Raw genomic sequence first — 22855 nt, forward strand, 5'->3', positions numbered from 1 at the left:
CAACACGCCGCCGCAGCACGACCACGGCGTGCAGGAACGCCTTCTTGTCCAGGACCTGCTCGGCGGGCTACCAGCTGCGACGGCCGGCGCGGTCGCGCCAGTCCTCGTCACGGAACAGGGCGACTAGACGGCACATCAGAGTCCAGAGGCGCAGAGCCTTCGCCCGGCCGCGATCGAACCGCAGCACCATCATGAAGTCGTACAGCTCGGCCCCGCGCACGAGGCGGCGGTTGTTCCAAGCCTTGCGGCAGGCCGAACAGCAGAACTCGGCGTTGACCGCCGTGCTGACGGCGGCCTTGCCGCACTCCAAGCACTCGAAGGTCTTAACGGCCCGATTGGTCGGGACGGCCTCGCGGACTTCCGAGGCGTCTAGACGGCTCGCGCTCATGGGGCCACGCACGCGCAAAGCGCCTCTTCATGGGAAACGACACCCCGAAGGGCGCAAAGGGCGTCCAGCGCGCTCGCGCCGACGACCTTGTTGTCGACGCTGAAGGCGTCCAGCGGGAACATGATCTCGCCAGCGGCTTCGCGCTCGAACTGGACCAGAACCCACCAACGGTTTCCGACCACGACGGCGCGAACCGGCTCGCGCGCGATCTCGCCGTTCTCGACGCGAGACCGGCAACGGTTCGCGTGCTGGGCCGAGCAAGTCGCCAAGACGAAGGCCAGCGGCAGACCCATGACGCCAACGGGAGGCGTGTTCGCGCTCACGCCGCCCTCCCCGCCTGGGCCAGCGACAGGAAGTCGGCCGGCTTGCACGACCAGCAGAACCATTGCCCCTTGTCGCCGCAGCAGGCCGCGCCGCCACAGCGGGCGCACGCCTCTTCGCGGATGCCGGGTCGGCCGCTATCGGTCGGCGCGCGCCACCCCGCCGGACGCTGGCCAGGCGGCAACGGTTGGATGGGCGCGCTCGCCGCGACGCGGACCTGGGCGGCCCTGCGCACGGGAGCGACCTCGTCACGGTCGAAGAAGGACGGCTGGCGGGCCATGGTCAGGCCGCCGCGCCGATGAGCTGACGCGCCTGGGCCAGTTCGGCCTTGGCGCTCTCGCTGACGGCGGCGATCCGCGCCCCGCTCATGTCCAGCAGCCAGTCGAAGCCGTCGTCGTATCGGGTGAACCCGCCCTCGGCGATCAGCAGCGCGACATATCGGTCGTCGCGCTCACGCTGGGCCTTGTCCTCGGCGCTGTCGTCCGGATGGCGCGGCGTGGCCTCGACCGGGTTGACGACGATCTTGGGCGGCGCGATGGCCTTCGCCTCCAGGGCCGCCTCGCGGCTGGCCTGGGAGACCTTGCGCTTGGTCAGCAAGCCCAGCGCCTTCGCGTGCGCCCGGCTGGCGATCTCGCTCTTGCCCAGGGCGCGGCCCGCCGCCTCCGGCGCCTTGCCCTCGCGGACGACGGTCGCGAAGGCTACGCTTTCCTCGGCCAGGAAGCCTTCGGCCTCACGACCCGGCATCAGGTGGCGGTAAACCCGGCCACGGCCCAGCACGCCGGCCACCAAGCCCTCGCCCTTGTCCATGTGGGTTGCGATGTCGCGGACGGATTGGCCGGCGTAGAACGCGGCGATGATGCGCGGGCCGATGTCCTCGGCGCGGTTCCAGTCGTGAACGGTAGTCATGAGACGCCCCCCGAGGCTCGCGTTAGGGTTTGGATGGATTGGTCGGCGCGGCCGGTTCGATCAGCGCGTGGACCTGGCGATAGAGTTCGGCGACGCCCTCGGCGGCCTCGCGAAGGAAAGGCAGGACGGCCACGGCCTCTTCGCGGGTGAAGACGCCATCTTCGAGCGCGCGATAGACCTCGGCCATGGCCTCGCCGACCTCGCGACCGGCGCGGCCCGCCTGGGCCCCGATGGTCCCGGCGCCCGCGTCGATCGGCGGAAGGAAGATCCCGCCCGCCAGCAACGCCAGATCTTCGGCGAAGGCGTGGACGCCCCCATGGCCGCGGGTCAGCATGCGCGCCTCGCCATAGGTGAGCTGCGTTTCATGGCGCGGCTCCAGGCCAGGCGTCGCCGCCTCGTACAGCCGCTTTCCCGTGCGGCCGGGCAGCATGTCGGCGGCGCTCTCGACCCCGCCCGCCTGGGCGAAGGCGCGGGTCAACACCTCATGCAGGGTTCCCGGCGTGCGCTTGCGATAGCCGATGGCCTTGGTCACGCGAGGCCCTCCGGAATTTGAGGTTGAGGATTCCGGGAGACCGCCGCGACAACCTGCCGCACCTTAGCCTTATGAAAACCGCACATCATTGGCTTTCACCGACCTTGCGCGCGGCCCGCCCAGCCGCAGCATCCGCAAGCTCGTCTAGCTTGGCGACTCCGATCTCGGTCAGGAGCCGCCAGTACTCCCCAGGAATGGAGTCTCGCTCAGCCCACCGCTGCGGCGTGGATTGATGAACGCCGACGCTCCTGGCGGCGAGCTCGCGGGCGATAGCCGCCGCTCCGTAGTCGCGGACGATTTCAGCATGAGTGCGCATAGCCGGAATTTGAAGACATTTTGTCTTAGTCGCAAGCACAATTTGTCGTTAGACCCGGAATTCAGGTTCTCCCACCTTCCGTGCATGAAAATCGGGGAACGCATTGCGAGAGCGCGAGCTAATCGCGGTTGGTCTCAGCGCAAGCTGGCCGACGAGATCAATGCAGAGCAAACGACGATCTCGTCATGGGAACGGTCCCGCACAGAGCCCAGCCGTGAGTATGTGGAGCGCGTCGCGACTGCTCTAGGCATATCCGTCGCTGAACTCGAAGTGGGGGCAAATGCGGACGGCATCACGACCGTTCCTGTCGTCGGCTACGTTCAAGCTGGAGCTGAAGCAGTACTATTCTCTTCAGGCCAAGGACCATTCGACTACGTGCCCGCCCCAGAGGGATCGACAGAGAAAACGGTCGCGGTTGAGATACGCGGCGAGAGCCTGGGGCCATTCTTTAGCGAGTGGCTCGTATTCTATGATGATGTGAGGTCGCCGATCACATCCGACCTCTTCGGAAAACTTTGCGTTGTCGGCCTCACTGACGGGCGGATATTAGTTAAACAGATCAAGCCGAGCCGCAGCGAAGGATTGTTCCATCTGATGTCACAAACCGAACCGCCTATTCTCGACGCTGAACTATTCTGGGCAGCTAAGGTCAAGGGCATGTCACCCCGATGAAAAGCCACGCCTTCGCCCTACTCGCGTTGGGCCTCTTCGGATGCGACAACTCCCGCAGCTTTCAACCGACAGCCACAAGTTCAGGCAGCTCCACGCCGCCCCCCATCACTATCGAGGTCGGAAAACCTCGCGACCAATACGGAGCGTATCAAGTCTACCCAGTCGCGTTGACCAACACCGGTTCGAGCAGTGTGCAAATTGCCGCCGCCACATGCGAGTTCAGAGACGCCGACGGATCGCTTGTCGTTAGCGGGTCGGCCCACGTCTTCGACCTCGGCCCAGGAGCCACAGCCTCCGACTCAATCACCGTGCAATCTCCCCGGCCACTAAAGGCCTTGTGCCGCCCCGAGATCATCGCCAAATAGGCTAAGACAATTTGTGCTTGCCGCCATGAGCACATAATGTCATCACTCGTCGCGAGTAGCGACGGGGGAACGCCATGCAGGCGGCCAGACACGACACGAACAAAGACCGACTAGCGACCTCGACCGCGACCACGCCCGCAGATCGCGGCTGGGCGCTGGTGTTCGCCGCCGCGCTTATCGTCATTCTGGGCTTGGGCGGACTGTGATGGCCGCCAGCTTCTCCGAATGGCTGTCGTCCCGCGTGGTCGTCGACGCGGCCGCCTACACGACCGCCCAGGCCCTCTTCGACGACTACGCCGCCGAGATGCGCGCTGGCGGCGTCATCCCCATGACGCGGCTGACTTTCGCGCGAGCGTTGGCCGACCGGAACATCCAGGTCGCGCGCATCCGCCGGGCGGACGTGTCTATCCGTCTATATCGAGGGGTTCGTCTGGCTCAGCGTCCGACGGCTCTCTCCATATGGACCAACGCCGCCGCGCCACCGCCCGGAAGCCGACTAGACGCCAGCGTTTTGCGGCGCATCAGCACGGCGACCCAACCCGCGCGAAGCCTGCTCCGCCAGGCGATCGAGTTCGCGCCCAAGAGCCTCGCGACGCTGTTCGTCAATCGCTTCCAGCGGGGTCAGCAGCCGTGAGCGCCTGTCTCGCTGTCTCAGCCAAGGCCACCAGGTCGGGCCACTCGATCAGGAAGGTGACGACCTGGTCACCGCCCTTGATCACCAGCCGCCCCGGCGCGCCCTGTTCGGGCGGGAAGATCCGCAGGCGGTCCAGCGGCGCGGTGAACCCCGTCTCGACCGCGCGTCGCTCCACCGCCACGACCAGGCGCTGGGCCAGCGTCACGGCGGCCGGTTCATCAATGACAAGGCCTGAAGGGCTGGCCGGATCACCGACCCAGAGCGCTAGACGCCCACCGTCGATCCTCTGCACCGCAGGAACACCGGCCACGCCGACCAAGCCCACCATCACATCCCTCCAAGCACGTCAGCTTCCTTCGATCAGGCCACCGCGTCACGCCAGCATCTTCAGGACCAGCTTGAAGCCGCCCAATGCGATCAGACCCGCGCCGATGATTGACGCGATCATGCCGAACCACGTCGGGCGGAATTCCTGGCTAGAGGCCAGAAAGCGCGTGTCGAAGGTCGGCTGGAGCAGCCTGTGGGACTTCGCATGGTTGGCCCAGACCCCGACGCCGAAAAAGACCATGCCGAAAGCCAGGCCGATCACGGCCGTGTCTTTCGCGAACGCGCCGACGCCTAGCACGGCGACCCCGGCGACGATCAGGCCGTGCCACCACTCGTCGATCTTCAAACCCTGCACGCCGACCCCCTGCCACGTCTGAAAGCGAGACCATGATGTCCGATTCCATCGCCCAGGTCGCCGCGGCGATCCATGAAGCCGAGCCGCCACAGATCCTTGGCGCGCGCGTGACAACGATCCTGTTCGACGAGCTGGCGCTGTCAGAAGCCGCGCCCCCGCGACGCTACGCCAACCTCATGCTCGATATCGAGAGCATGTCGCTGCACCCCGGCCGCGCGCTGATCGTCAGTCTCGGCGCGGTTCCGTTCGACCTCACGCCGGCCGAGCCTGTCATGGGGCCGCCGCTGCTGCTGGTGTTCGATCTCGCCGAACAGCTCGTCGAAGGCCGCGTCGTCGACCAGGGAACTCAACGGTTCTGGAACCGCCAGCCGCGCGCCGCCTGCGCCCATTTCGTCGACCCGTTGTTCGAGGGCGAAGGCCAGATCATCGCCGTCCGGTGCTCGTTGCACGACCTTCACCGCCGACTTTCCAACTTCGCCGCCGACCACCTCGCGCCGGGGTTCGAGGTCTATTCGCAAGGCGTCGCTTTCGACATCGCCAACCTCGCCGGTGCCATGGCTGACGATGGTCACGACACGCCTTGGCACTACGCCAACGTCGTCGACTGCCGAACCCTGCGCCGCAAGCTTCCGCGCCGACGCGGCGCCGAGGCCGTCACCCTCCCAGCCGCCGCCCACGACCCCGTCCACGACTGCATGAAGCAGATCCGCGCCCTTTGGGAGGTCGCGACGGACGACATGCTGGGCATTCCTTCACCAACCGGAGACCAGGTCCAATGAGACCTTTCATCGACGTCCTTCGGGACATCCGCAAGGGGCGCGCCATCGATCAGGCGACCGCCCAACTGGCGCTGGCGACCGCCGCGGCCATCGACACCGGCAAGGCCGCCGCCGTCACGCTGACGATCACGATCAAACCCGAAAAGGGCGGCGAGCGGGTCGACCTTTACTCGGCGGTCAAAGCCAAGCTCCCGGTCGACGACCAGCCGAAGTCGACCTTCTACGTCACCCGCGACGAGGAAGGCGTCGACCTCGTCCGTGACGATCCGGAACAACGCCCACTCTTCGAAGACGTCGACGAACGCCGACAACGCCCGGCCGCCGTCTAGACGGCTCGCCAGCGACACCCCTTCAGCATCAGCAAAAGGACGTCCGCACATGGACAAGACCACCGAGACCTCCGCCATCGCGGCGCTGGGCGTAGCCGCCAAAGGCCAGCCCCACCCGATCAAGACCGACAAGGGCCGCGAGTTCATCGTCATGCCCGAGGGCTACAAGGCCCAGGACGTGACCGAGCCTAACGCCGTTGACGAGCTGCTGCCCGAGCACGTCACCCAGGCCGTCACGCTCCAGACCCTCGACTCCCTCGTCGACTACACCAAGCGATACGGCACGGACGACACGATCCTGTTGGACGACATCGATCACAACAAGATTGTTTCCCTGATCGACTATCACAGCCCGCCCCACACGGACGCGGCGATCCCCAACCGGGTGAAGCACACCGCCAGCATGGTCCTGCCGCTTTCGTTCGAATGGGCGACCTGGACCAAGGTCCACGACAAGCTGATGCCTCAGCTCGAATTCGCGCGATTCCTGGAAGAGAACATGCCCGACATCGCCGCCCCATCGGGCGGCGACCTGCTGGATGCGATCAAGGATCTTCAGGCCAAGCGCAAGGTCGACTTCCGCAAGGCGGTGCGCACCAGCAGCGACAACGAGAACTTCGAGTTTACCGACGAAACGACGATCGGCACGAAAAAGGAAGGCGGGATCGAGGTCCCGACCCGGTTCCTGCTGAAGATCCCCGTCTACTTCGGGCGCCCGCCAGTCGAACTCTACGCCTTCCTCCGGTGGAACCTGAACGAGGGCCAACTCTTCCTCGGCGTCGCCCTGAACCGCCGCGAGCACGTCCGCCAAGCCGAGTTCAAGCTGATCGTGACCGAAGCCGCCGAGCGTACCACGCGCGAGGCGATGTTCGGCCGTCTCGGCGCCTGACGGACCGACGTCGGAGGGCCGGCCGTGGACAACGTCGTCGACATCTTCTCCGCCCGCGCCACGCCAGCGGCGCGCCAGGCGCGGCCGGCCCTCTTTCGCGCCCGCATGGCCTGGGCGGCCAGGGCGTCGTCCGCCGAGGGGGCTCCAGCGGCGGACGCAAGCCAGATCCGGGCGGTTGCCGGCGTCTTCGTCGGAGACGCGGTCGATATCGAGACCCACCCCGGCCGCAAGCGGCGCGGCGTGGTGATCGCCTGGGAAGCCGGAACGTCCGACACGGCGTCGATCGCGGGCGCGTTCCCCGTCGCCCGCGTCCGCCTCGATCCGCTCCCCGGCATGCCGGCCGGAACCCCCACCATCATCCGCGCCCCGCGCTGGCGCATCCATCCCGTGAAGGACTAAACATGCTGCATATCGCGGATTTGAACAGCGGCGAGCGCCGCACCCTGGCCACCCTGGCCCGCCTCGGCGACGGCCAGGCGCTCGTCCCCCAATGCGAGGAAGTCGCCCGCGCCGCCGCCCGGCTGGCCGAGAAGGGCGTCGCCCGCATGGATGGCGACGAAAGCGACGGCTATCGCCTCACCACCCAGGGTCACGCCCTGGCCGAAGGCCTCTAGCCATGCCGCTCGACGCCCACGCCAAGGCCCAGGCCCAGCTCGCGCGCGCCCGTGACGGCGCGGCGACGCGCCCGCCGCGCGGGCGTCGCTGGACCGCCCAGCGCAAGATCGACCTGCTGAACGACATCGCCGCGGGCGAACTGACCCGCCACGGAGCCTTCACCCGCTACGGCGTCACCGAAGCCGAGCTGGACGCCTGGGAACGCCGCTGGGCCGCCCACGGCACCCAGGGGCTCATGACCACCAAGACTCAGGAGCTGCGGACGTGAGCCAGCGACAGGCCAATGGAACCCCTGGTCCGTGGAGCCAGGGCGTGACGCTTCGAACGTCTGCGACAGCGCGCTGGACGGCCGACCAATTCGCCGAAAACGACCTTCGCGAACGCCGCATGGTCTTCGCTCGGTTCAGCGCCCGCGACGGTGGCCGCTCCCGTCAGCTCGTCGCCATGTGCGAAAGGCCGGAAGACGCTTCCCTGGTCGCCGCCGCGCCCGATCTTCTGTCCGCGTGCCAGTCGGTCATCCCGAAGAACCTCGCCACCGACAACCGCAACATCCCTGACGACCAGATCATCCCTCTGGATTTCACGATGGGTGAGCTGCGCCGGATCGCCGCCGCCATCGCGAAGGCCACGCCCAGCGAAACTAGGAGCGTCTGATGGCCGAGATCAAAGAGCGTCCGATTTTGTTTTCGTCGCCCATGGTCCGCGCGATCCTCGAGGGCCAGAAGACCCAGACCCGGCGCGTGGTGAAGCCGCAGCCAGCACCCCATGAAAGCTGGGATTGGTCGTGGCCGGTTCTCAGGCCCGGCGTCACGCCCGGTACGCGGATCTGCTGGCGAGATGATGTTCGGACGCCGAACCTCTACCCCTACTGCCCGTACGGTAAGCCGGGCGACCGGCTCTGGGTCCGCGAGAGCCACCAACGGTTCGACAAGGGCAGCTGTGACCAGCACGTCTGGTACACGGCCGGCCTGAACGACAACGCCTATGTCGCGCGGACCCGTCCGGAGATCGACCGAGACGCGCCCTGGCCGCGCGAAGTTCCGGGGCCTGCCGGTGGGGCTGTCTACGGCGTCCCGTCAATCCACATGCCCCGCTGGGCGTCGCGGATCACCCTGGAGATCGTCAGCGTCCGCGTCGAGCGGCTGACCGACATCACCGAAGACGACGCCATCGCCGAAGGCCTCGAATGGGTCGCGCCCGGCAAGTGGGCGGTCGACACCTCCCTCGCGATCATCGGCGACGACCCGCGCGCGGTCTATCGCGAGCTTTGGGAGCACATCAACGGCCCCGGATCTTGGGCCGCCAATCCGTGGGTGTGGGTCGTCACCTTCAATCGGGTGCAGCCGTGAGCGCCAGGGAACGTCTGCAAGGGGATCTGGCCGCACTCAAGGCGAACGGCGGCAACCTCTCCCATTTCGGGACCCCACTGACCAGGCGCCCGCGCTGGAACAAAGACATTGCCCGAGATCTCCAAGAGATCCTGGACGAGAACGAACGCCTTCGGACGCTGATCGACAGCCCCGAAACAGATGACTTCGTTCGCGGCGTGCAGCTCGAAGCCGCCCATCAGGTCAAACGATGGGGCGCGGAGCACGATGCCGGCAAGAAGCCGCATGATTGGTTCTGGTTGCTCGGCTACCTGGGCGGCAAGGCCCTCGCCGCCGCGATCAGTGGAGACCTGGCCAAGGCCAAGCACCACACGATCAGCACGGCCGCCGCGCTCGCCAATTGGCACGCCCAGCTTTCCGGAAGTCCTACCGCGATGCGCCCAGGCGTCGACGCCGAGGCGCGCGGGTTCACTGCCATTTCGGGAGATACCTTGTGACCGACAAGCCGCTGAATCCATGGCAACCCGAACGCGACCCGGTGAATCTGGCCGTGCTCGGCAAGGCGATCGAAGAGATGGGCGAGGCCATTTCCATGCTGGGCCGGTGCATCATTCAGGGGATTGAAGAGGCTGAACCTGTCACCGGCAAGCCGAACCGCGTCGCCCTGGAAGACGAACTGGCCGACGTCGCTGCGACGGCGGCGATGGTCGTCGAACGCTTCAAGCTGCACACAGACCGAATGTCTGGGCGTGTAGAGGCCAAGACCGATCACCTCACGCGCTGGCATGCGCTGATCGAGCCCGGGCCATCCGAGGCCGGCACAACGCCGCTCCCGTCCGACGTGGTCCGATTGGTGATCGCCGCGCGGTCGGTCGCCTATGAAGACCGCCCGGCGCTGGTCAACCTCCACGAACTGGACAAGGCGGCCGAAGCCTTCGCCAGCCGGGTCCCGTGGAGGGATGCGTGATGTCGACTAGACACCCCGCCACCAACACCGCCCTCACGGTCGTCGCCGTAGCTTTGGCCGTCACGGCCTATGGGCTGGTCATCGCGCCCGCAGAGGACGCCGAGGCTCGCCGCGCCATTCGCGCGCTCGGCTATCGCGTCGACGAGATCCACCGCGCGCCTCTGACGGTGCTCTGCGCCAAAAACCGGACCGGCTACGTCTGGCGCTCCGGCCAAGTCAGCGGCCAGGCGTGCGTCGGCGGCTTCATGCCGCCCGGCGTCGAGGTGTGGTGATGAGCTACTACGACCAAGACGCGCCAGATGTCGTTCAGTTCGGCGACCGGCGGCAAAAAGCGGTCAAAGAGTATCGGTGCGATACCTGCCCGCTCGGAGGCCCTCCGTCGTCGGCCATCATCCCTGTTGGCCAGGAATACCGCCGCCAGACCGGCACGATCGACGGCGAGTTCTTCACGTCGCGGGGCTGCGTCGGTCCATGTCCCCACATGACCGATTGCGGCTTGTGCCTTGGAACCGGCGTGATCGAGACCGACCAGAAGATTCCCGAGACATGCCCACGCTGCGACGGCTCCGGGAAGGCTCGCACGCCATGACCGCCCGCCCCGCCATCGCCCCGCGCATGCTGACGGCGATCGAGGCCGCGATTTACCTCGGCTACAAGTCGCGCGACGTCCTGGACGACATCCCGGTCGACCCGGTCCCCGTGCGGCCGGGCGGCGAGCCGCGTTACGACGTGCGCCAGCTCGACGCCTATCTGGACAAGATCACCGGCTTCCAGCAGCCTAGCGCCCCTGTCGATGACGCGGACGAGGCAGACGCGGCCCTGGCCACCTTCCTGGCCCAAAGGCGCGCCTGACGTGAAACGGTTGCCCAAGGTCGAGATCCGGATAGATGGCGCGCACCGCGTGGGCATGAACCTCGCGAAGGGCCGTTACGCCATCTATTGGTATCGCCGCCGGGGCGGACCGCTGGTCATGAAGTTCGTCGGCGACAACCGCGCCCAGGCCGAAGCGGCCGAGGCGGCGGCGGCGGCGGACCTGGCCAAGGCCTTCGAAGAGGCGCCCGCCCGCGCCGCGCCGGACGGCGAGACGATCGGGGAACTGATCACGCTCTACAAGGCCGCGCCTGACGGCTTCTTGCGGCTGGAGGCCAGCACCCAGAAACAATGGGGACCATGGCTAGACAACATCCGACAGGACTTCGGCGACCTCCCCACCAAGGCGCTGAAAGCCAAGGGCATGAAGCGCGAGATCATCCGCTGGCGTAACAAGCGGGCCGCGACGCCGCGGACGGCTGACTATGGCCTGACAGTGTTGCGACGCCTGCTGTCCTGGGCCGTCGAGAACGAGTACGCCGAGACCAACCCCTCGATCGGCATCGCCGGGATCTACAAGCCAGAGGCTCGCGCCTCCGAGATCGTCCACCCCGACGAGCTGCGCGCCATCCTGCCCAAGGCCTCGATCCACGCCCGCCGTGCGCTGCGCCTGGCCGCCGACACCGGCCTTCGCCGTAGCGACCTGGTCCGCGTGAAGGTCTCGGACGTCATGGCCTTCTCGATCGAGATGACGACCAGCAAGAGCGGCAAGACCATCCGTGTCATCGTTCCGCTGTTCGAAGACAGCCGCGCCGTCGTCGCCGAGATCCTGGCCGAGCGCGAGGCGATGAAGGCCGCCGGGCGCATCCCCTCGGCCTTCCTGCTGACCAGCAGCAACGGCGACCCGTGGAAGCCCGACAGCGTGACCCAGGCCTGGATTCGCGCGTGCGAGGCGTCCGGCGTCAAGGGCCGCACCCTGCACGACCTCCGAGGCACGGCCTGCACGCGCTACATCCGCTCCGGCTTCAGCAACGAGCAGATCGCCGAGATCTTCGGCTGGACGCCCGACGACGTGAACCAGATCCGCCGCCACTACGTCGACCGCGAGAACATCGCCCGTGGCGTCATCGAACAGCTTGAGAAGGCCGAAGGAACCCGCTAGACGGGGAACGCGAAAAGAACACCAGTGTAAAACGCCCTGTAAAATGCCTCAGCCGCTCTCAACGCGGATGAGCCTAACAGACGGAAAACATTGAGGTTCGCGGGCGTAGTTCAGAGGTAGAACGTCAGCTTCCCAAGCTGAATGTCGGGGGTTCGATTCCCCCCGCCCGCTCCAAGCTCCCCTTCATCGCGTTGACGGCTCCTGGCTTCGGGCGCACGATCGCCTCAAACAGACGTTTGGGGGGAAACGCCATGGCCGACGGCGCGGTCGATCCGCACGCCCATGATCGGGCCAAGTTCCACGCCATGGTCGACGGCACCGCCGAAGACTGGGCGATCATCGCCAATGCGTCGATGGAGTTCGGGCGCGACCTGCCCAAGCGCCTGGTCGCGCACCTGAACCTGCTGAAAGGTGACTGCGGGGGCTTCGCCATCGATCGGCTGGAGCACAGCCTGCAGACCGCCACGCGCGCCCACCAGGCCGGCGAGGACGAGGAATATGTCGTCTGCGCCCTGCTGCACGACATCGGCGACATCCTGGGCCCGCGCAATCACGCCGACATCGCCGCGGCGATCCTTCAGCCCTTCGTGTCGGAGCGGAACCACTGGATGGTGGCGCACCACGCGATCTTCCAAGGCTATTATTTCTTCCATCACCTGGGCCTGGACCGGAACCTGCGCGACCAGTTCCGGGGACATCCGGACTTCGAGTACACTGCCAAGTTCTGCCACGTGTACGATCAAGAAGCCTTCGATCCGAACTTCCAGTCGATGCCGCTGGAGGCGTTCGAACCGATGCTGGGCCGAGTGATGAGCACGCCCAAGCGGTCGATCTACATGCCCTCCCGGGCGGCGGAATAAACGGCCCTCCCTAGGGAGGGCCGCGAGCCTCTACTCGATCCGTTCGGCCTTGATCCCCAGCTTGGCCAGTTGGGCTTGCACGCTGTCGGGACCCACAAGGTGGCCCGAGCCGACCGCGACGAAGCTGACGCCGGAGCCGGCGAGCTTGGTCTTCAGCTGGTTCGCCCAGTCCTCGTTGCGCTTAACCAGCAGCAGTTCATAGAGCTCGGGATATTCCCCCTTCATCTCGGAGACGAACTGCTTCTCCAACTCCGTGACGTCGCCGGCGGCCCAGGCGGCGACCATCTTGTCGATCTTGGCGACGCCCTCGTCGACGTCGTCCAGGGTCGAGCGCAGGAAGTCGGCCTCGGTCTCGGGCGGCAGATCCGCGAAGAAGCGGATCTGCTGCTCGGGAGTCTCAAGGCCGTTCTTGGCCTTGCCGGTCTCGGTCGCCGCCTTGACCAGCACCTGCTCCACGCCGCTGCGGGGGTCGTAGCCGGCCTTGATCACCGGCGCCATGGACAGCGATACCGCCGCTAGCCAAGGCCGCATAGACTCCAGCGCCTGGGGCGGGACGCCGCCGCCCTGGGCCAGCTCGGCCGCGTGCTTGAAGGCTTCCGGACCGATCTTGCTGGACAGCGGCTTGGCCGGATCCAGGCCGTACTTCAGCACCAGGGGCTGCATCACCGCGGGGTCATCGCCCCCGACGATCTCAAGCGTCAGGTCGGCGCTGCTCTTGAAGGCCTGGTCGATCTTGGCCGAGCGCCATTGGGTGTCGGGCTTAAGGATGTGGATCGTGCCGAACAGGTAGATCGTCGAGTCCTTGTCCTTGATCGCCCAAAGGGCGGGTTCGGCCAGGACCGGCCCGGCGACCGTCAGGGCGATGGCGGAGATCAGACCCGTGCAAAGACGACGGGCGTGGCGGTTCAGTTCGCGAAACATGGTCACTCCTAAGGATGGATTGAGCGTTGGCTGGGTTTGCGACGACGGCAAGGGGCGATCGCCGGGGAGCTATTTCAGGAAGGCCTCGACCGCCTCGGCGAAGGCCTTCGGCTGGTCCAGCATGATGAAGTGGCGGCTATCGTCGACACGCTTGAGCGTGACGCCCGGCAGGTCGGCATAGGCGTCGGCGTAGGTCTTCTCGATGATCGTGGCCGGCGCGCCGAGCGCCGGGTCGAACGGATAAAGCAGGATCGTCGGAGCCTTGACGCCGCCAAGGCCGGGCCGGGCGTCGGTGGTCAGGAGGTCGTACATCGCCCGGCCGACAACCGACTGCGACGAGGCCTTCGACCAGGCCAGCATCAGCGCCTGGCCTTCGGTGGACTTCACGTAGCGCGGCGCGCCCATGGCCTGCTGGCTGGCGAAGGCTTCGGCGCTCATCGCGATGGTGGCGTCGCGCATGGCCGCGGCCTGCGGCTTGATGCTCTCGACCGTGGCGGTCGGCGAAAACAGCAGCGGGAAGAACGGCAGGCTGTCGACGATCATCAGGCGGTCAACGTCCTCGGGATGGCGCTGAGCCAGCAGCAGGCCGGTGAAGCCGCCCATCGAGTGGCCGATGACCGCCGGGGACTTCAGGTGGTTGGCCTTGATGTAGGCGTCGACCGCCTCGACCAGCGGCTCGACCACCGGACCTTCGGCGTTGCCCGCGATCGGCGCGCCGGCGAAGCCCGCCACCTGGACGATGTGGACGCGATGCGAAGCCGAGAGCTGCTGGACGGTCCCGTCCCAGACGGCGGCGGACGAGGCCAAGCCCGGGATCAGCACTACGTCTGGGCCCTTGCCGGTGACGGTGACGGTCATCCGGTCGGCGGCGTGGGCCGGGCCGCCAAACACGCCGAGCGCGGCCAGGATCGCCATGACGACGGCGAACAGATGGGCGCGAGGCATTAGATTTTGCATCGTGTTCTCCTTGGGAACAGGGCGCGCGGAAGGGTTCGGCGAAAAACGCCGAGCGTTGCAGATTGATGGAATGGTTCGAGGCTGCTCGCCCCGGAAGGACGAGGCTCAGGCCTCGTCCTGGAAGATCGCCTCGATCGGCTGGCCGAACAGGCGCGCGATCTTGAACGCCAGGGGCAGGCTGGGATCGTACTTGCCGGTTTCGAGGGCGTTGACGGTCTGGCGGGACACTTCGAGCCGGTCGGCGAGATCAGCCTGGCTCCAGTCCCGCTCGGCGCGGAGGACCTTCAGGCGGTTCTTCATTGGTACCGCCTCCGGATGAAGGGCTGGCTGAAGCCCCAGGCCAGGCAGAACAGCGGGAACACCAGGAAAAGCGGCGGCGCGGGCGCCACATTGGCGTTGCTGAGGAAGCCCCAGACCGTGGTCACCGCCAACACGACGGCCAGCCCCCAGATCATCGCCTCGACGTGCACGGCGCGCTCGAACTCGTCGGGCTCCTCCTTGAGGTAGAGCCTCATCACGACGAGCACGCCGAGAATGGGAGCTGCCGGGGCGGCGGCGACCAGCCACAGCAGCGGTCCCGAAAGGTCCACCCTGTGCAACAGGTAGATCGAGCCCATTAGCACCACGCAGTAGGTCATCAGCGCGATGGACAGGCGCCGACGATAGCGCTTCATCACCGGGCCGATCCGCCCAGCCTTCAGCCTGGCTGTTCCGAAGAAGACGTAGGCCAGATAGACGACGAACCAGACGAACAGCGCGATCGGCAGCGCGAGGCCCTTCACGACGTGAGAGAAGGCCAGCCAGAATGGAACGGCGGACAGGGCGACCGCACCGCCGGCGAACAGGGCCCATTTGGACCAGGTCGGCATAGTCTGAGCCATGACGGCTTCCTTTCGATTTCGGGATCAGCGCTGACGCAGCCACCAGCCGGCCCAGGCCAGGCCGTAGCCAATGAGTTGCGCAGTCATGAGCCCCACGACGCCGATCGACACCCATTCAGCCGGAGAGTGCTGGCCCATCAGGGCGACGATGCGGGCGTCACCGATCAGAAGCGGGAACGGCAGGACCAGGGCCATCGCGGTCGAGCCGCCCCACATCCACGCGAACTTGTGGGCTTCGCGAGCCGCCTCGTCGATGTTGCGCCAGTAGGCGATGCTCGCGACCGAGCCCAGCACGACCAAGACAAGCAGAATGACACCGATCATGGCCGGCGGGATCGTCAGACGCATATCCCTGGCGATGTAGTAGCCCGCGCCGCAGACCGCGCCGACCAGAAAGGCTCCGAGCAGTCCCCGCATCGCGGTCGCTTGGCGGCGCGCTTGTTTACTGATCTGTTCGCTCATCGATATCCCCTCCAATCCAGCTTGCGACTAAAGGGCGGCCAGCGCTTCGACGGCGCCGTCTTGGTCGTCGTTCGTCATGGACGCGGGCTTGGGCGAACGATCGCGGAAGACGAAAAGCAGGATCGCGGCGAGCGCGCTCAAACCCACGCCGACGGCGGTCGCCAGGATCGGACCACCCATGTCGCGCGCCGCGCAGACCGCGGTCACGAGAGCGCCAGAGCTGGCGGCCATGCCCACGGCGAGCTTATCGGCGCGGCTGACGGTTGCGCGCTGAACGTTCTTCCTCATGACAAGCCTCCTCGTCGAAATGACAAGGAACGTTGTCATGCAACACCGATTTTATGTCAAGCGATCTTGTCATTTTGTCATGTAAACAAGACTAAATGACGGACAAGCTTGATGATTTCAGGCCGCGCGCTGGTCCAGAAACGGATCACCCACCGCCGGTTCTCCCACGACGCCCCGCCAATGCACCGCCTCGAGTCGTTTGGCCGCGAGAGCCCGCCCCCAGACCCCAGGCCGCGCCCGACTGACCACTTCCCAGCCATAGCGAGAGAAACGGTCACCGAAGTCGGACCAGCGGATCACACGCCCCTGGGCGTCCTGCCGCCAGATCGCCTTGTCGCAACCCGGGATCCGCGCACAGCGCTCCCAGGCGTCAACGCGACCCTGCAGGATCAGAAACGGGTCTTGAGCATGACGGGCCAAGCAGGCCTCCGTGATCTTCCGCCGCCCTCCGCGCCCGGCGACTCAGAAGATCACCGCCCGCGAGGACGAGACCAGGATTTGTGCAACAACACGCACTGTCCACTAGATGTAGTGCGACGCGTTGCCGCGCGACCGGCCTGCGACGGACCCGCCCGACCTTAGGACCAGATTTTGAAGTGCTTGGAGAGCTTCAGGCCCTGGCGCTGGTAGTGGGAGCCCCCCTCCCCGTACAGCCGCGCCGGCCGCGCCGTCAGCGGCTCATAGACCAGGCGCGCCACCGTCTGCCCGTCCTCCAGCAGGAACGGCGTCTCGTGGCTACGCACCTCCAGTACGCCCTTGGAGCCGCGAGCCAGCGCCTCCTCGGTGCCGAAGCCCGGATCGAAGAAGCCGGCGTAGTGGACGCGGAACTCGCCGACCGACGGATCGATCGGCGTCATCTCGGCCGCCTCCATCACTGGGATCTCGATGTCGTCCTTGCTGGCCAGGATGTAGAACTCGCCCGGATCCAGCAGCAGCTCGCCGTGGCGGGCTTCCAACGGCTCCCAGAAGTCGCGCGGATCGTGGCCGTCCTCGTGGTCCAGGTCGACGACGCCGGCGTGGCGACGCCCCCGGAAGCCGACGACGCCGGCGGTCAGGTCGACGCCGACGCTGCGGATCGACAGCTTGGCCGGCTCGCCGCGCTTCAGGCGCAGCTGGTTCAGCCGCGTGCCCGCGCGCACCAGCACCGAGAAGGTCTGCGGCGCGATCTCGATATAAAGCGGCCCCTCGTAGCCCGCGTCGACATCGTCGAAGGCGCGGCTGTGGTCGGTCAGCAGGCGAACGAAGACGTCCACGCGGCCGGTCGAGCTCTTGGGATTGCCGCGCGCCGAAACGTTGCCCGGCAGGGCCAGACGCTCCTGGATCTCGGCGATGTAGACGCAGCCCTTTTCCAGCACCGCCCCCTTGGTCAGGTCCAGCTCGTGCATGGCCACGTCCCTCAGACGCTCGGGGACGCGACGATGCAGGCCCGGCAGAAACGAGGCGCGAATCCGCCAGGCCCGCGCGCCCAGGCGCAGATCCAGGCTGGCGGGCTGCACCTGATCGACGTCGAACGGCGTGGCTGAGGTGATCGCCTCCTCGGCGATCAAGTCCTCGATCGTTTGGCAGGGCAGAATCCCTGCGGCGTGTGCATCGGTCATCGGCGCGACACTCGCCAAACGCGGCCGCAAACGCAAGGCTCGCCGCATTTCTTCGCGGGTGGGACAATCGACCAAACGAAGCGTGACAATTCTTCCGCCGTCCGAGCGGTGTTGTGGCTTGACCCAGCGTCCCCTCCCCCTCCTTATGCCCGCGTTTTACGCGTAGGAGGCAAGGCGGTGGCCGAAGATCCGAAAGACTGGGATGTCGCGACGAAATTGATCCGCGGTGGGATCGCGCGCTCGCAGTTCATGGAGACGGCCGAGGCGCTCTATCTGACGCAAGGCTTCACCTACGACAGCGCCGAGGGCGCCGACCGCCGCTTCGCGGGCGATGAGCCGGGTTTCGTCTATTCGCGGTTCAATAATCCAACCGTGAAGATGTTCGAGGACCGCCTGGCCCTGCTGGAAGGCGCCGAGGTCTGCCGCGCCCAGGCCACCGGCATGGCCTCGATCCACGCCTCGCTGATGGGCCTGGTTCGCGCCGGCGACCACGTGGTGGCCGGCCGCGCCCTGTTCGGCTCATGCCGCTGGATCATCGCCGAGTGGCTGCCGCGCTTCGGCGTCGAGACCACCTTCGTCGACGCTACGGACCTGAAAGCCTGGGAAGCGGCGATCCGCCCGAACACCAAGGCCGTGCTGATCGAGACGCCCTCGAACCCGGTGCTGGAGATCACCGACATCGCCGCGGTCGCCGAGATGGCGCACGCCGTCGGCGCCAAGGTCATCGTCGACAACGTCTTCGCCACGCCGATCTTCCAGCAGCCGCTGAAGCTGGGCGCTGACGTCGTGGTCTATTCTGCCACCAAGCACATCGACGGCCAGGGCCGGGTGCTGGGCGGGGCGATCCTGACCAGCGAGGCGATCAACGACGAGTTCTATCGCGATAGCCTGCGCCACACCGGCCCGGCCTTGTCGCCGTTCAACGCTTGGGTGATGCTAAAGGGCCTCGAGACCCTGGACCTGCGCGTCCGCCGCCAGGCCGAGACCGCGGCGGCTCTGGCCGACGTGATGGCCGAACATAAGAAGGTCCAGACCGTCCTCTACCCGTTCCGCAAGGACCATCCGGGCTACGAGGTCGCCAAGAAGCAGATGAGTGGCGGCGGCACGGTGATCGCGCTGGACCTGGGCTCGCGCGAGGCGGCCTTCAAGTTCCTGAACGCGCTGGAGATCGTCGACATCTCCAACAATCTGGGCGACGCCAAGTCGATGGCGACCCACCCGCCGACCACGACCCACCGCTCGGTGCCCGAAGAGGAGCGCCCGCTTCTGGGCGTGACCGAAGGCGGCGTGCGCCTGTCCGTGGGCCTGGAAAGCCTGGCCGACCTGACGCGAGATGTGACCCGTGCGCTCGATCAGGCGTGAGACCTCCCCGCCGATGCAGCGGATGCGCCGGCGGCGCGGCCAAGCCGCGACCAGCTACGAGGCGCGCACCCGCGACATCGTCGTGCGCGTGTTCCCGACCTACGCGGCCGAAGACTCCTCGCCCGAGGAAGGCGTCTATCTGTGGTCGTATACGGTCGAGATCGAGAACCACGGCGGCGAGACAGTCACCCTGGTCTCCCGCCGCTGGACCATCACCGACGGCCTCAATCGCGTGAACGAGGTCGAGGGTTCGGGCGTGGTCGGCGAACAGCCGGAACTGAAGCCCCGCGAAGCCTTCCGCTACATCTCCAACTGCCCGCTGCCCACGCCCTCTGGCGCGATGCGCGGCAGCTACCAGATGGTGACCGAGGACGGCGAGCTGTTCGACGCCGAGATCCCCGAGTTCTCGCTGCACCTGCCCGGCGCGGCGCTGAAGGTGAACTGAGGGCGGAAGCACCAGGCCTCCGCCCCCGCCTTACCCCGCCATCGGCGGGTCGAGCTTGTAGATTCGCGAGCAGTACTCGCAGGTGACGTGGATCTTGCCGTCCGGCTCGATCATCTCCTCGACCTCCTGGGCCGAGAACGAGTCCATCACCACGCCGATCCGATCTTCCGAGCAGCGGCAGAAGGCGCGCAGCGGCTTTTCGTCGAGCAGGCGCACGCCATCCTCGTTGAACAGGCGCCACAGCAGGGTCGGGGTCGTGACGGTCGGGTCGATCAGCTCGTCGTCCCCAGTCGTCTCGAACAGCGCCGTGACATGTTGCCAAGCTTCCTGCGTGTCGCCGCGCGCCTGGTCGCCCGCGATGACCTGGATCAGGATGCCGCCGGCGCGCCATTGCGGCCCCTCGCCCGTGTCGACTTGGCCGACGGCCAGGCGGATGCGGGTCGGGGTCTGCTCCGACTGGGCGAAGTACTGCTCGGCGCAGAGGGCCAGGGTCTCGCCCTCGATCGGCGTCACGCCCTGGTAGCGGTCCATGTCGGCCCCCTGGTCCAGGGTCATGATGAAGACGCCGCCGCCTAGCAGGGTCTTGGCCCCGGGACGCGCGAAACCTTCCGACACCGCGGCGACCTCGTCCGGGTCGAACCGGCAGTAGCCGCGCAGCCCGCCGGAGGTGTCGTAGTCGACCACCACATAGCGCACGGGGCCATCGCCCTGGGCCTGGATGATCAGGCGGCCTTCGAACTTCAGGCTGGAGCCGACCAGGGCGGCCAGCGCGCAAGCCTCGCCCAACAGGTTGGCGACAGGCTCGGGATAGGCGTGGCGCGTCAGCACCTCGTCCACGGCCTGGCCCAGCCGCACGACGCGGCCGCGCACGGGCAATCCTTCGATCTGGAACGCGGAAACGACGTCGTCGAGGACGCCCGGAGTGGAAGCGATGTCGGTCATGGGGCGGTTAAATAGGGGGTCTTGTGGAAATTGCGAGCCTGGCCTCACGCGACCGCATGACCCAATCCGAGGAAAGCGACGTCCTGCCGCATTGCACAGCTTGCGGAGTCGGCGCACCAAAGACGGGCCGTCGCTTTTGCCCATACGCGCCGGCGCAGTCGGCCAGCGCAGTCCAACCGGGCGCTGGCCGGCGCCCTCTTCCAGTTTTAGCCGATCGCACCGAACGCCCAGGCCAGAACCGACTTCTGGGCGTGGATGCGGTTTTCGGCCTCGTCCCAGACCAGCGACCGCGGGCCGTCCAGGACCTCGTCCGTGACCTCTTCGCCCCGGTGGGCCGGCAGGCAGTGCAGGAACACGCCGTCGCTCTTGGCGAGATCCATCAGCTTGTCGTCGACCTGATAGGGCTCCAGCGCCGCCAGACGCTCGTCATGGTCGGTATCGCCCATCGAGACCCAGGTGTCGGCCACGACGACGTCGGCGCCCCGCACGGCTTCCCGCGGGTCGGTCGTCATGCTGACCTTGCCCTGCAGGCTTTCGGCGCGGGCCAGGTCGTGCAGGTCGGCGTGATAGACCGCCGGGCAGGCGATCTTCAGCTCGAAGCCCAGCAGCGGCGCTGCGTGGATGAAGCTAGAGCAGACATTGTTGCCGTCGCCGACCCAGGCGATCGTCTTGCCGCCGATGTCGCCGCGATGCTCCTCGATGGTGAGGATGTCGGCCATGATCTGGCACGGGTGACTCTTGTCGGTCAGGCCATTGATCACCGGCACGGTCGAGACCTGAGCGAAGCGCTCGACGTCGGCGTGGCTGTTGGCGCGGATCATCACCGCATCGACCATGCGCGACAGCACCTTGGCGGTGTCCTCGATGGTCTCGCCGCGGCCCAGTTGCATGTCCGACGAGGTTGAGATGATCGCCGAGCCGCCCAGCTGGCGCATGGCGGCGTCAAACGAGAAGCGGGTGCGGGTCGAGTTCTTCTGGAAGATCATCGACAGCACGCGGTCCTTGGCCGGCGCGTCGGCGTCGACCTTGCCCTGCGGCCAACCCTTGCGGGCGGTCTTACGGGCCTTGGCGTCCTCAAGCAGCAGGCGCAGCGTCGGGCCGTCCAGCTTCCACAGGTCGATGAAGTGGCGGGGGGCGGTCATGGGCCAAATCCCTCACGCCCGCTCCGGCTAGCCGAAGCGGGCGGTTTTCAAAGGTTCAGATTGCTAGGCGGAAGCCTTGGCGCGCGCGACCTCGCAAGCCTTTTCCAGCTTGCCGATCGCTTCGCGGGCTTCCTCGATGGTCAGGTTCAGCGGCGGCAGCAGGCGCACGCAGTTGTCGCCGCCGCCGGCGACCAGCAGGTGCTGGTCACGGGCCAGAACCATGAACTCGCGGTTGTTCGGGATCAGCTTGATCCCGATCAGAAGGCCCTTGCCGCGGATGTCGACGATGATGTCCGGGAAGCGGTCTTTCAGGCCGTTCAGCTGCTGGGTCAGGAAGCCGGAGACGGCGTTCACATTGTCCAGCGTCTCGGGCGAGTTGATCAGGTCGAAGGCCGCCTTGCCGACAGCCATGGCCAGCGGGTTGCCGCCGAAGGTCGAGCCGTGGGCGGCCACGGTCATGCCCTTGGCCGCCTCGGTCGTGGCCAGGCAGGCGCCGATCGGGAAACCGCCGCCCAGGGCCTTGGCCACCGCCATGATGTGCGGCTCGCCGCCCTCGGCCCACTCGTGGGCGAAGAGCTTGCCCGTGCGGCCCATGCCGCATTGGACTTCGTCATAGATCAGCAGCACGCCGTGCTCGTCGCACAGCTGGCGCAGGCCCTTCAGGCACTGGGTCGGGACGGCGCGCGCGCCGCCTTCGCCCTGCACCGGCTCGATGATAATCGCCGCCGTGGTCGGGCTGGCGATCGCGGCCTTGATGGCGTCATGGTCGCCGAAGGTCAGCTGCTTGTAGCCCGGCAGGCGCGGACCGAAGCCATCGACATAGCTCGGATTGCCCGAGGCGTTGACCGCGGCGTAGGTCCGGCCGTGGAACGAGCCATCGAAGCCGTAGATGTCGATCCGCTCGGGCTGGCCGTTGGCGGAATGGTACTTGCGGGCCGTCTTCAGCGCGCATTCAACGGCTTCCGTACCCGAGTTGGTGAAGAACACCACGTCGGCGAAGGTCGATGCGCAGATGGCGTCGGCCAGGGCCTCCTGTTCAGGGATCCGATAGATGTTCGAGACGTGCCAGAGCTTCTCGGCCTGGTTCTTCAGGACCTCGACCAGCACGGGGTGAGCGTGACCCAGGCCGTTGGTGGCGATGCCCGCCACGCAGTCCAGGTATTCGCCGCCGTCGGTCGAGAACAGGCGCGCGCCTCGGCCTCGCTCGAACGCCAGCGGGGCGCGGTTGTAGACGCCCATGATGTGGTGCTGCGAGGTGGGGGACGACGACGCGGTGCTCAAGAGACCGACCTCCCTAAAAGG

37 protein-coding genes, 1 tRNA gene and 1 pseudogene are annotated in these 22855 nt (G+C 66.8%); 21 read left to right on the forward strand and 18 right to left on the reverse strand.

Going from position 1 to position 22855, the window contains the following annotated elements; all coding sequences use genetic code 11:
• Nucleotides 1-67: 67 nt before the first annotated feature.
• The 5 genes from Q0379_RS14220 to Q0379_RS14240 are packed head-to-tail and all read right to left on the reverse strand — an operon-like array spanning nucleotide 68 to nucleotide 2147.
• On the reverse strand, nucleotides 68-388 hold the full coding sequence (locus Q0379_RS14220) for a hypothetical protein (RefSeq protein WP_299009979.1): 321 nt from the start codon (nucleotides 386-388) through the stop codon (nucleotides 68-70).
• Nucleotides 385-711, reverse strand: coding sequence for a hypothetical protein (locus Q0379_RS14225; RefSeq protein WP_299009982.1), 327 nt, complete (start codon nucleotides 709-711; stop codon nucleotides 385-387). Before Q0379_RS14225 ends, Q0379_RS14220 begins: the two co-directional genes overlap by 4 nt.
• Nucleotides 708-989, reverse strand: a complete 282-nt coding sequence (locus Q0379_RS14230) for a hypothetical protein (protein ID WP_299009985.1) — start codon at nucleotides 987-989, stop codon at nucleotides 708-710. The genes Q0379_RS14225 and Q0379_RS14230 overlap by 4 nt, the downstream gene beginning before the upstream one ends.
• A gap of 2 nt (nucleotides 990-991) precedes the next feature.
• Nucleotides 992-1615, reverse strand: a complete 624-nt coding sequence (locus Q0379_RS14235) for a hypothetical protein (protein ID WP_299009987.1) — start codon at nucleotides 1613-1615, stop codon at nucleotides 992-994.
• A gap of 22 nt (nucleotides 1616-1637) precedes the next feature.
• A complete protein-coding gene (locus Q0379_RS14240; RefSeq protein WP_299009991.1) occupies nucleotides 1638-2147 on the reverse strand; it encodes a hypothetical protein in 510 nt (169 codons plus the stop codon).
• Nucleotides 2148-2379: 232 nt separating this feature from the next.
• Here Q0379_RS14240 and Q0379_RS14245 point away from each other — a divergent pair, with 232 nt between their 5' ends.
• The 3 genes from Q0379_RS14245 to Q0379_RS14255 all read left to right on the forward strand — a co-directional run bounded on the left by Q0379_RS14245 (nucleotide 2380) and on the right by Q0379_RS14255 (nucleotide 4134).
• Nucleotides 2380-3135 carry a helix-turn-helix domain-containing protein gene (locus Q0379_RS14245; RefSeq protein ID WP_299009994.1) on the forward strand — a complete coding sequence of 252 codons (756 nt, stop codon included), beginning with the start codon at nucleotides 2380-2382 and terminating at the stop codon, nucleotides 3133-3135.
• 439 nt (nucleotides 3136-3574) lie between these two features.
• Nucleotides 3575-3706: a hypothetical protein gene (locus Q0379_RS14250; protein ID WP_299009997.1), complete on the forward strand. Its 132-nt coding sequence runs from the start codon at nucleotides 3575-3577 to the stop codon at nucleotides 3704-3706.
• The gene (locus Q0379_RS14255) at nucleotides 3706-4134 is read left to right on the forward strand and encodes a hypothetical protein (RefSeq protein ID WP_299009999.1); all 429 of its coding nucleotides are present in this window, start codon (nucleotides 3706-3708) and stop codon (nucleotides 4132-4134) included. Before Q0379_RS14250 ends, Q0379_RS14255 begins: the two co-directional genes overlap by 1 nt.
• Here the strand turns inward: Q0379_RS14255 and Q0379_RS14260 are convergent.
• Nucleotides 4103-4462: a hypothetical protein gene (locus tag Q0379_RS14260; RefSeq protein WP_299010001.1), complete on the reverse strand. Its 360-nt coding sequence runs from the start codon at nucleotides 4460-4462 to the stop codon at nucleotides 4103-4105. The two genes, Q0379_RS14255 and Q0379_RS14260, sit on opposite strands and share 32 nt — an antisense overlap.
• 45 nt (nucleotides 4463-4507) lie before the next feature.
• On the reverse strand, nucleotides 4508-4816 hold the full coding sequence (locus Q0379_RS14265; RefSeq protein ID WP_299010004.1) for a hypothetical protein: 309 nt from the start codon (nucleotides 4814-4816) through the stop codon (nucleotides 4508-4510).
• 32 nt (nucleotides 4817-4848) lie between these two features.
• Here Q0379_RS14265 and Q0379_RS14270 point away from each other — a divergent pair, with 32 nt between their 5' ends.
• From Q0379_RS14270 to Q0379_RS14345, 16 genes are all read left to right on the forward strand, one after another.
• A complete protein-coding gene (locus tag Q0379_RS14270) occupies nucleotides 4849-5595 on the forward strand; it encodes a 3'-5' exoribonuclease (protein WP_299010007.1) in 747 nt (248 codons plus the stop codon).
• Nucleotides 5592-5924 (forward strand): hypothetical protein, encoded by a 333-nt coding sequence (locus Q0379_RS14275; RefSeq protein WP_299010010.1) that lies wholly within the window; start codon nucleotides 5592-5594, stop codon nucleotides 5922-5924. Before Q0379_RS14270 ends, Q0379_RS14275 begins: the two co-directional genes overlap by 4 nt.
• A 49-nt stretch (nucleotides 5925-5973) precedes the next feature.
• Nucleotides 5974-6813, forward strand: a complete 840-nt coding sequence (locus Q0379_RS14280) for a DUF2303 family protein (protein WP_299010013.1) — start codon at nucleotides 5974-5976, stop codon at nucleotides 6811-6813.
• Nucleotides 6814-6837: 24 nt separating this feature from the next.
• Nucleotides 6838-7212 (forward strand): hypothetical protein, encoded by a 375-nt coding sequence (locus Q0379_RS14285; protein WP_299010017.1) that lies wholly within the window; start codon nucleotides 6838-6840, stop codon nucleotides 7210-7212.
• Between the two features lie 2 nt (nucleotides 7213-7214).
• Nucleotides 7215-7427: a hypothetical protein gene (locus tag Q0379_RS14290; protein ID WP_299010019.1), complete on the forward strand. Its 213-nt coding sequence runs from the start codon at nucleotides 7215-7217 to the stop codon at nucleotides 7425-7427.
• 2 nt (nucleotides 7428-7429) lie between these two features.
• Nucleotides 7430-7696, forward strand: a complete 267-nt coding sequence (locus Q0379_RS14295; protein WP_299010021.1) for a DUF1153 domain-containing protein — start codon at nucleotides 7430-7432, stop codon at nucleotides 7694-7696.
• Entirely contained in the window at nucleotides 7693-8082 is a 390-nt protein-coding gene (locus Q0379_RS14300) for a hypothetical protein (RefSeq protein ID WP_299010023.1), read from the forward strand. Before Q0379_RS14295 ends, Q0379_RS14300 begins: the two co-directional genes overlap by 4 nt.
• Nucleotides 8082-8777, forward strand: a complete 696-nt coding sequence (locus Q0379_RS14305; protein WP_299010025.1) for a hypothetical protein — start codon at nucleotides 8082-8084, stop codon at nucleotides 8775-8777. The genes Q0379_RS14300 and Q0379_RS14305 overlap by 1 nt, the downstream gene beginning before the upstream one ends.
• Nucleotides 8774-9253, forward strand: a complete 480-nt coding sequence (locus tag Q0379_RS14310; RefSeq protein WP_299010027.1) for a hypothetical protein — start codon at nucleotides 8774-8776, stop codon at nucleotides 9251-9253. The genes Q0379_RS14305 and Q0379_RS14310 overlap by 4 nt, the downstream gene beginning before the upstream one ends.
• The gene (locus Q0379_RS14315) at nucleotides 9250-9723 is read left to right on the forward strand and encodes a hypothetical protein (protein ID WP_299010030.1); all 474 of its coding nucleotides are present in this window, start codon (nucleotides 9250-9252) and stop codon (nucleotides 9721-9723) included. Before Q0379_RS14310 ends, Q0379_RS14315 begins: the two co-directional genes overlap by 4 nt.
• Nucleotides 9723-9995 (forward strand): hypothetical protein, encoded by a 273-nt coding sequence (locus tag Q0379_RS14320; protein ID WP_299010033.1) that lies wholly within the window; start codon nucleotides 9723-9725, stop codon nucleotides 9993-9995. Before Q0379_RS14315 ends, Q0379_RS14320 begins: the two co-directional genes overlap by 1 nt.
• Nucleotides 9995-10312, forward strand: a complete 318-nt coding sequence (locus Q0379_RS14325) for a hypothetical protein (RefSeq protein ID WP_299010035.1) — start codon at nucleotides 9995-9997, stop codon at nucleotides 10310-10312. Before Q0379_RS14320 ends, Q0379_RS14325 begins: the two co-directional genes overlap by 1 nt.
• Nucleotides 10309-10575: a hypothetical protein gene (locus Q0379_RS14330; protein ID WP_299010038.1), complete on the forward strand. Its 267-nt coding sequence runs from the start codon at nucleotides 10309-10311 to the stop codon at nucleotides 10573-10575. The genes Q0379_RS14325 and Q0379_RS14330 overlap by 4 nt, the downstream gene beginning before the upstream one ends.
• Before the next feature lies 1 nt (nucleotide 10576).
• Nucleotides 10577-11695 (forward strand): tyrosine-type recombinase/integrase, encoded by a 1119-nt coding sequence (locus Q0379_RS14335; RefSeq protein WP_299010040.1) that lies wholly within the window; start codon nucleotides 10577-10579, stop codon nucleotides 11693-11695.
• A gap of 99 nt (nucleotides 11696-11794) precedes the next feature.
• Nucleotides 11795-11869 (forward strand) — tRNA-Gly (locus Q0379_RS14340).
• A gap of 77 nt (nucleotides 11870-11946) precedes the next feature.
• Entirely contained in the window at nucleotides 11947-12555 is a 609-nt protein-coding gene (locus Q0379_RS14345) for an HD domain-containing protein (RefSeq protein ID WP_299010042.1), read from the forward strand.
• A 30-nt stretch (nucleotides 12556-12585) separates the two neighbouring features.
• Here Q0379_RS14345 and Q0379_RS14350 read toward each other — a convergent pair whose 3' ends face one another.
• From Q0379_RS14350 to Q0379_RS14385, 8 genes and pseudogenes are all read right to left on the reverse strand, one after another.
• Entirely contained in the window at nucleotides 12586-13476 is an 891-nt protein-coding gene (locus Q0379_RS14350) for a TraB/GumN family protein (RefSeq protein WP_299010044.1), read from the reverse strand.
• A gap of 69 nt (nucleotides 13477-13545) precedes the next feature.
• The gene (locus tag Q0379_RS14355; protein ID WP_299010046.1) at nucleotides 13546-14433 is read right to left on the reverse strand and encodes an alpha/beta hydrolase; all 888 of its coding nucleotides are present in this window, start codon (nucleotides 14431-14433) and stop codon (nucleotides 13546-13548) included.
• 105 nt (nucleotides 14434-14538) lie between these two features.
• On the reverse strand, nucleotides 14539-14733 hold the full coding sequence (locus Q0379_RS14360; protein ID WP_066686307.1) for a helix-turn-helix transcriptional regulator: 195 nt from the start codon (nucleotides 14731-14733) through the stop codon (nucleotides 14539-14541).
• On the reverse strand, nucleotides 14730-15314 hold the full coding sequence (locus tag Q0379_RS14365; RefSeq protein WP_299010050.1) for a hypothetical protein: 585 nt from the start codon (nucleotides 15312-15314) through the stop codon (nucleotides 14730-14732). The genes Q0379_RS14360 and Q0379_RS14365 overlap by 4 nt, the downstream gene beginning before the upstream one ends.
• Nucleotides 15315-15338: 24 nt before the next feature.
• The gene (locus Q0379_RS14370; RefSeq protein WP_299010053.1) at nucleotides 15339-15776 is read right to left on the reverse strand and encodes a hypothetical protein; all 438 of its coding nucleotides are present in this window, start codon (nucleotides 15774-15776) and stop codon (nucleotides 15339-15341) included.
• Nucleotides 15777-15803: 27 nt separating this feature from the next.
• Nucleotides 15804-16064 carry a hypothetical protein gene (locus tag Q0379_RS14375; protein ID WP_299010056.1) on the reverse strand — a complete coding sequence of 87 codons (261 nt, stop codon included), beginning with the start codon at nucleotides 16062-16064 and terminating at the stop codon, nucleotides 15804-15806.
• A 117-nt stretch (nucleotides 16065-16181) separates the two neighbouring features.
• Nucleotides 16182-16484, reverse strand: a pseudogene (locus Q0379_RS14380) (hypothetical protein); the annotation flags it as partial.
• A gap of 158 nt (nucleotides 16485-16642) precedes the next feature.
• Nucleotides 16643-17662, reverse strand: coding sequence for a 2'-deoxycytidine 5'-triphosphate deaminase (locus Q0379_RS14385; protein ID WP_299010061.1), 1020 nt, complete (start codon nucleotides 17660-17662; stop codon nucleotides 16643-16645).
• Nucleotides 17663-17839: 177 nt separating this feature from the next.
• Between Q0379_RS14385 and metZ the strand changes: the two genes are divergently transcribed.
• The gene (gene metZ / locus Q0379_RS14390) at nucleotides 17840-19024 is read left to right on the forward strand and encodes an O-succinylhomoserine sulfhydrylase (RefSeq protein ID WP_299010064.1); all 1185 of its coding nucleotides are present in this window, start codon (nucleotides 17840-17842) and stop codon (nucleotides 19022-19024) included.
• Nucleotides 19005-19469, forward strand: a complete 465-nt coding sequence (apaG, locus tag Q0379_RS14395) for a Co2+/Mg2+ efflux protein ApaG (protein ID WP_299010066.1) — start codon at nucleotides 19005-19007, stop codon at nucleotides 19467-19469. Before metZ ends, apaG begins: the two co-directional genes overlap by 20 nt.
• A 30-nt stretch (nucleotides 19470-19499) precedes the next feature.
• Here apaG and Q0379_RS14400 read toward each other — a convergent pair whose 3' ends face one another.
• The 3 genes from Q0379_RS14400 to Q0379_RS14410 form a co-directional block, all read right to left on the reverse strand.
• A complete protein-coding gene (locus Q0379_RS14400; RefSeq protein ID WP_299010070.1) occupies nucleotides 19500-20411 on the reverse strand; it encodes an Hsp33 family molecular chaperone in 912 nt (303 codons plus the stop codon).
• A 206-nt stretch (nucleotides 20412-20617) separates the two neighbouring features.
• The gene (gene argF, locus Q0379_RS14405) at nucleotides 20618-21553 is read right to left on the reverse strand and encodes an ornithine carbamoyltransferase (RefSeq protein WP_299010073.1); all 936 of its coding nucleotides are present in this window, start codon (nucleotides 21551-21553) and stop codon (nucleotides 20618-20620) included.
• A 63-nt stretch (nucleotides 21554-21616) separates the two neighbouring features.
• Nucleotides 21617-22834 carry an aspartate aminotransferase family protein gene (locus tag Q0379_RS14410; RefSeq protein WP_299010076.1) on the reverse strand — a complete coding sequence of 406 codons (1218 nt, stop codon included), beginning with the start codon at nucleotides 22832-22834 and terminating at the stop codon, nucleotides 21617-21619.
• Nucleotides 22835-22855: the final 21 nt, after the last annotated feature.

It is taken from the genome of uncultured Caulobacter sp. (assembly GCF_937900395.1).
In the GTDB taxonomy this organism is placed as follows: domain Bacteria; phylum Pseudomonadota; class Alphaproteobacteria; order Caulobacterales; family Caulobacteraceae; genus Caulobacter.

Excerpts from the sequence above, each read along its gene's own strand:
- Q0379_RS14355 (WP_299010046.1), bottom strand. The coding sequence starts at position 14,433 with ATGCAAAATCTAATGCCTCGCGCCCATCTGTTCGCCGTCGTCATGGCG.
- Q0379_RS14385 (WP_299010061.1), bottom strand. The coding sequence starts at position 17,662 with ATGACCGATGCACACGCCGCAGGGATTCTGCCCTGCCAAACGATCGAG.
- Q0379_RS14350 (WP_299010044.1), bottom strand. The coding sequence starts at position 13,476 with ATGTTTCGCGAACTGAACCGCCACGCCCGTCGTCTTTGCACGGGTCTG.
- Q0379_RS14230 (WP_299009985.1), bottom strand. The coding sequence starts at position 989 with ATGGCCCGCCAGCCGTCCTTCTTCGACCGTGACGAGGTCGCTCCCGTG.
- Q0379_RS14270 (WP_299010007.1), top strand. The coding sequence starts at position 4,849 with ATGATGTCCGATTCCATCGCCCAGGTCGCCGCGGCGATCCATGAAGCC.
- Q0379_RS14325 (WP_299010035.1), top strand. The coding sequence starts at position 9,995 with ATGAGCTACTACGACCAAGACGCGCCAGATGTCGTTCAGTTCGGCGAC.
- Q0379_RS14360 (WP_066686307.1), bottom strand. The coding sequence starts at position 14,733 with ATGAAGAACCGCCTGAAGGTCCTCCGCGCCGAGCGGGACTGGAGCCAG.
- Q0379_RS14400 (WP_299010070.1), bottom strand. The coding sequence starts at position 20,411 with ATGACCGACATCGCTTCCACTCCGGGCGTCCTCGACGACGTCGTTTCC.
- Q0379_RS14345 (WP_299010042.1), top strand. The coding sequence starts at position 11,947 with ATGGCCGACGGCGCGGTCGATCCGCACGCCCATGATCGGGCCAAGTTC.
- Q0379_RS14375 (WP_299010056.1), bottom strand. The coding sequence starts at position 16,064 with ATGAGGAAGAACGTTCAGCGCGCAACCGTCAGCCGCGCCGATAAGCTC.
- Q0379_RS14250 (WP_299009997.1), top strand. The coding sequence starts at position 3,575 with ATGCAGGCGGCCAGACACGACACGAACAAAGACCGACTAGCGACCTCG.
- Q0379_RS14275 (WP_299010010.1), top strand. The coding sequence starts at position 5,592 with ATGAGACCTTTCATCGACGTCCTTCGGGACATCCGCAAGGGGCGCGCC.
- Q0379_RS14330 (WP_299010038.1), top strand. The coding sequence starts at position 10,309 with ATGACCGCCCGCCCCGCCATCGCCCCGCGCATGCTGACGGCGATCGAG.
- Q0379_RS14220 (WP_299009979.1), bottom strand. The coding sequence starts at position 388 with ATGAGCGCGAGCCGTCTAGACGCCTCGGAAGTCCGCGAGGCCGTCCCG.
- Q0379_RS14255 (WP_299009999.1), top strand. The coding sequence starts at position 3,706 with ATGGCCGCCAGCTTCTCCGAATGGCTGTCGTCCCGCGTGGTCGTCGAC.
- Q0379_RS14295 (WP_299010021.1), top strand. The coding sequence starts at position 7,430 with ATGCCGCTCGACGCCCACGCCAAGGCCCAGGCCCAGCTCGCGCGCGCC.
- Q0379_RS14245 (WP_299009994.1), top strand. The coding sequence starts at position 2,380 with ATGAACGCCGACGCTCCTGGCGGCGAGCTCGCGGGCGATAGCCGCCGC.
- Q0379_RS14280 (WP_299010013.1), top strand. The coding sequence starts at position 5,974 with ATGGACAAGACCACCGAGACCTCCGCCATCGCGGCGCTGGGCGTAGCC.
- Q0379_RS14365 (WP_299010050.1), bottom strand. The coding sequence starts at position 15,314 with ATGGCTCAGACTATGCCGACCTGGTCCAAATGGGCCCTGTTCGCCGGC.
- argF (WP_299010073.1), bottom strand. The coding sequence starts at position 21,553 with ATGACCGCCCCCCGCCACTTCATCGACCTGTGGAAGCTGGACGGCCCG.
- Q0379_RS14235 (WP_299009987.1), bottom strand. The coding sequence starts at position 1,615 with ATGACTACCGTTCACGACTGGAACCGCGCCGAGGACATCGGCCCGCGC.
- Q0379_RS14370 (WP_299010053.1), bottom strand. The coding sequence starts at position 15,776 with ATGAGCGAACAGATCAGTAAACAAGCGCGCCGCCAAGCGACCGCGATG.
- Q0379_RS14305 (WP_299010025.1), top strand. The coding sequence starts at position 8,082 with ATGGCCGAGATCAAAGAGCGTCCGATTTTGTTTTCGTCGCCCATGGTC.
- Q0379_RS14290 (WP_299010019.1), top strand. The coding sequence starts at position 7,215 with ATGCTGCATATCGCGGATTTGAACAGCGGCGAGCGCCGCACCCTGGCC.
- Q0379_RS14260 (WP_299010001.1), bottom strand. The coding sequence starts at position 4,462 with ATGGTGGGCTTGGTCGGCGTGGCCGGTGTTCCTGCGGTGCAGAGGATC.
- Q0379_RS14320 (WP_299010033.1), top strand. The coding sequence starts at position 9,723 with ATGTCGACTAGACACCCCGCCACCAACACCGCCCTCACGGTCGTCGCC.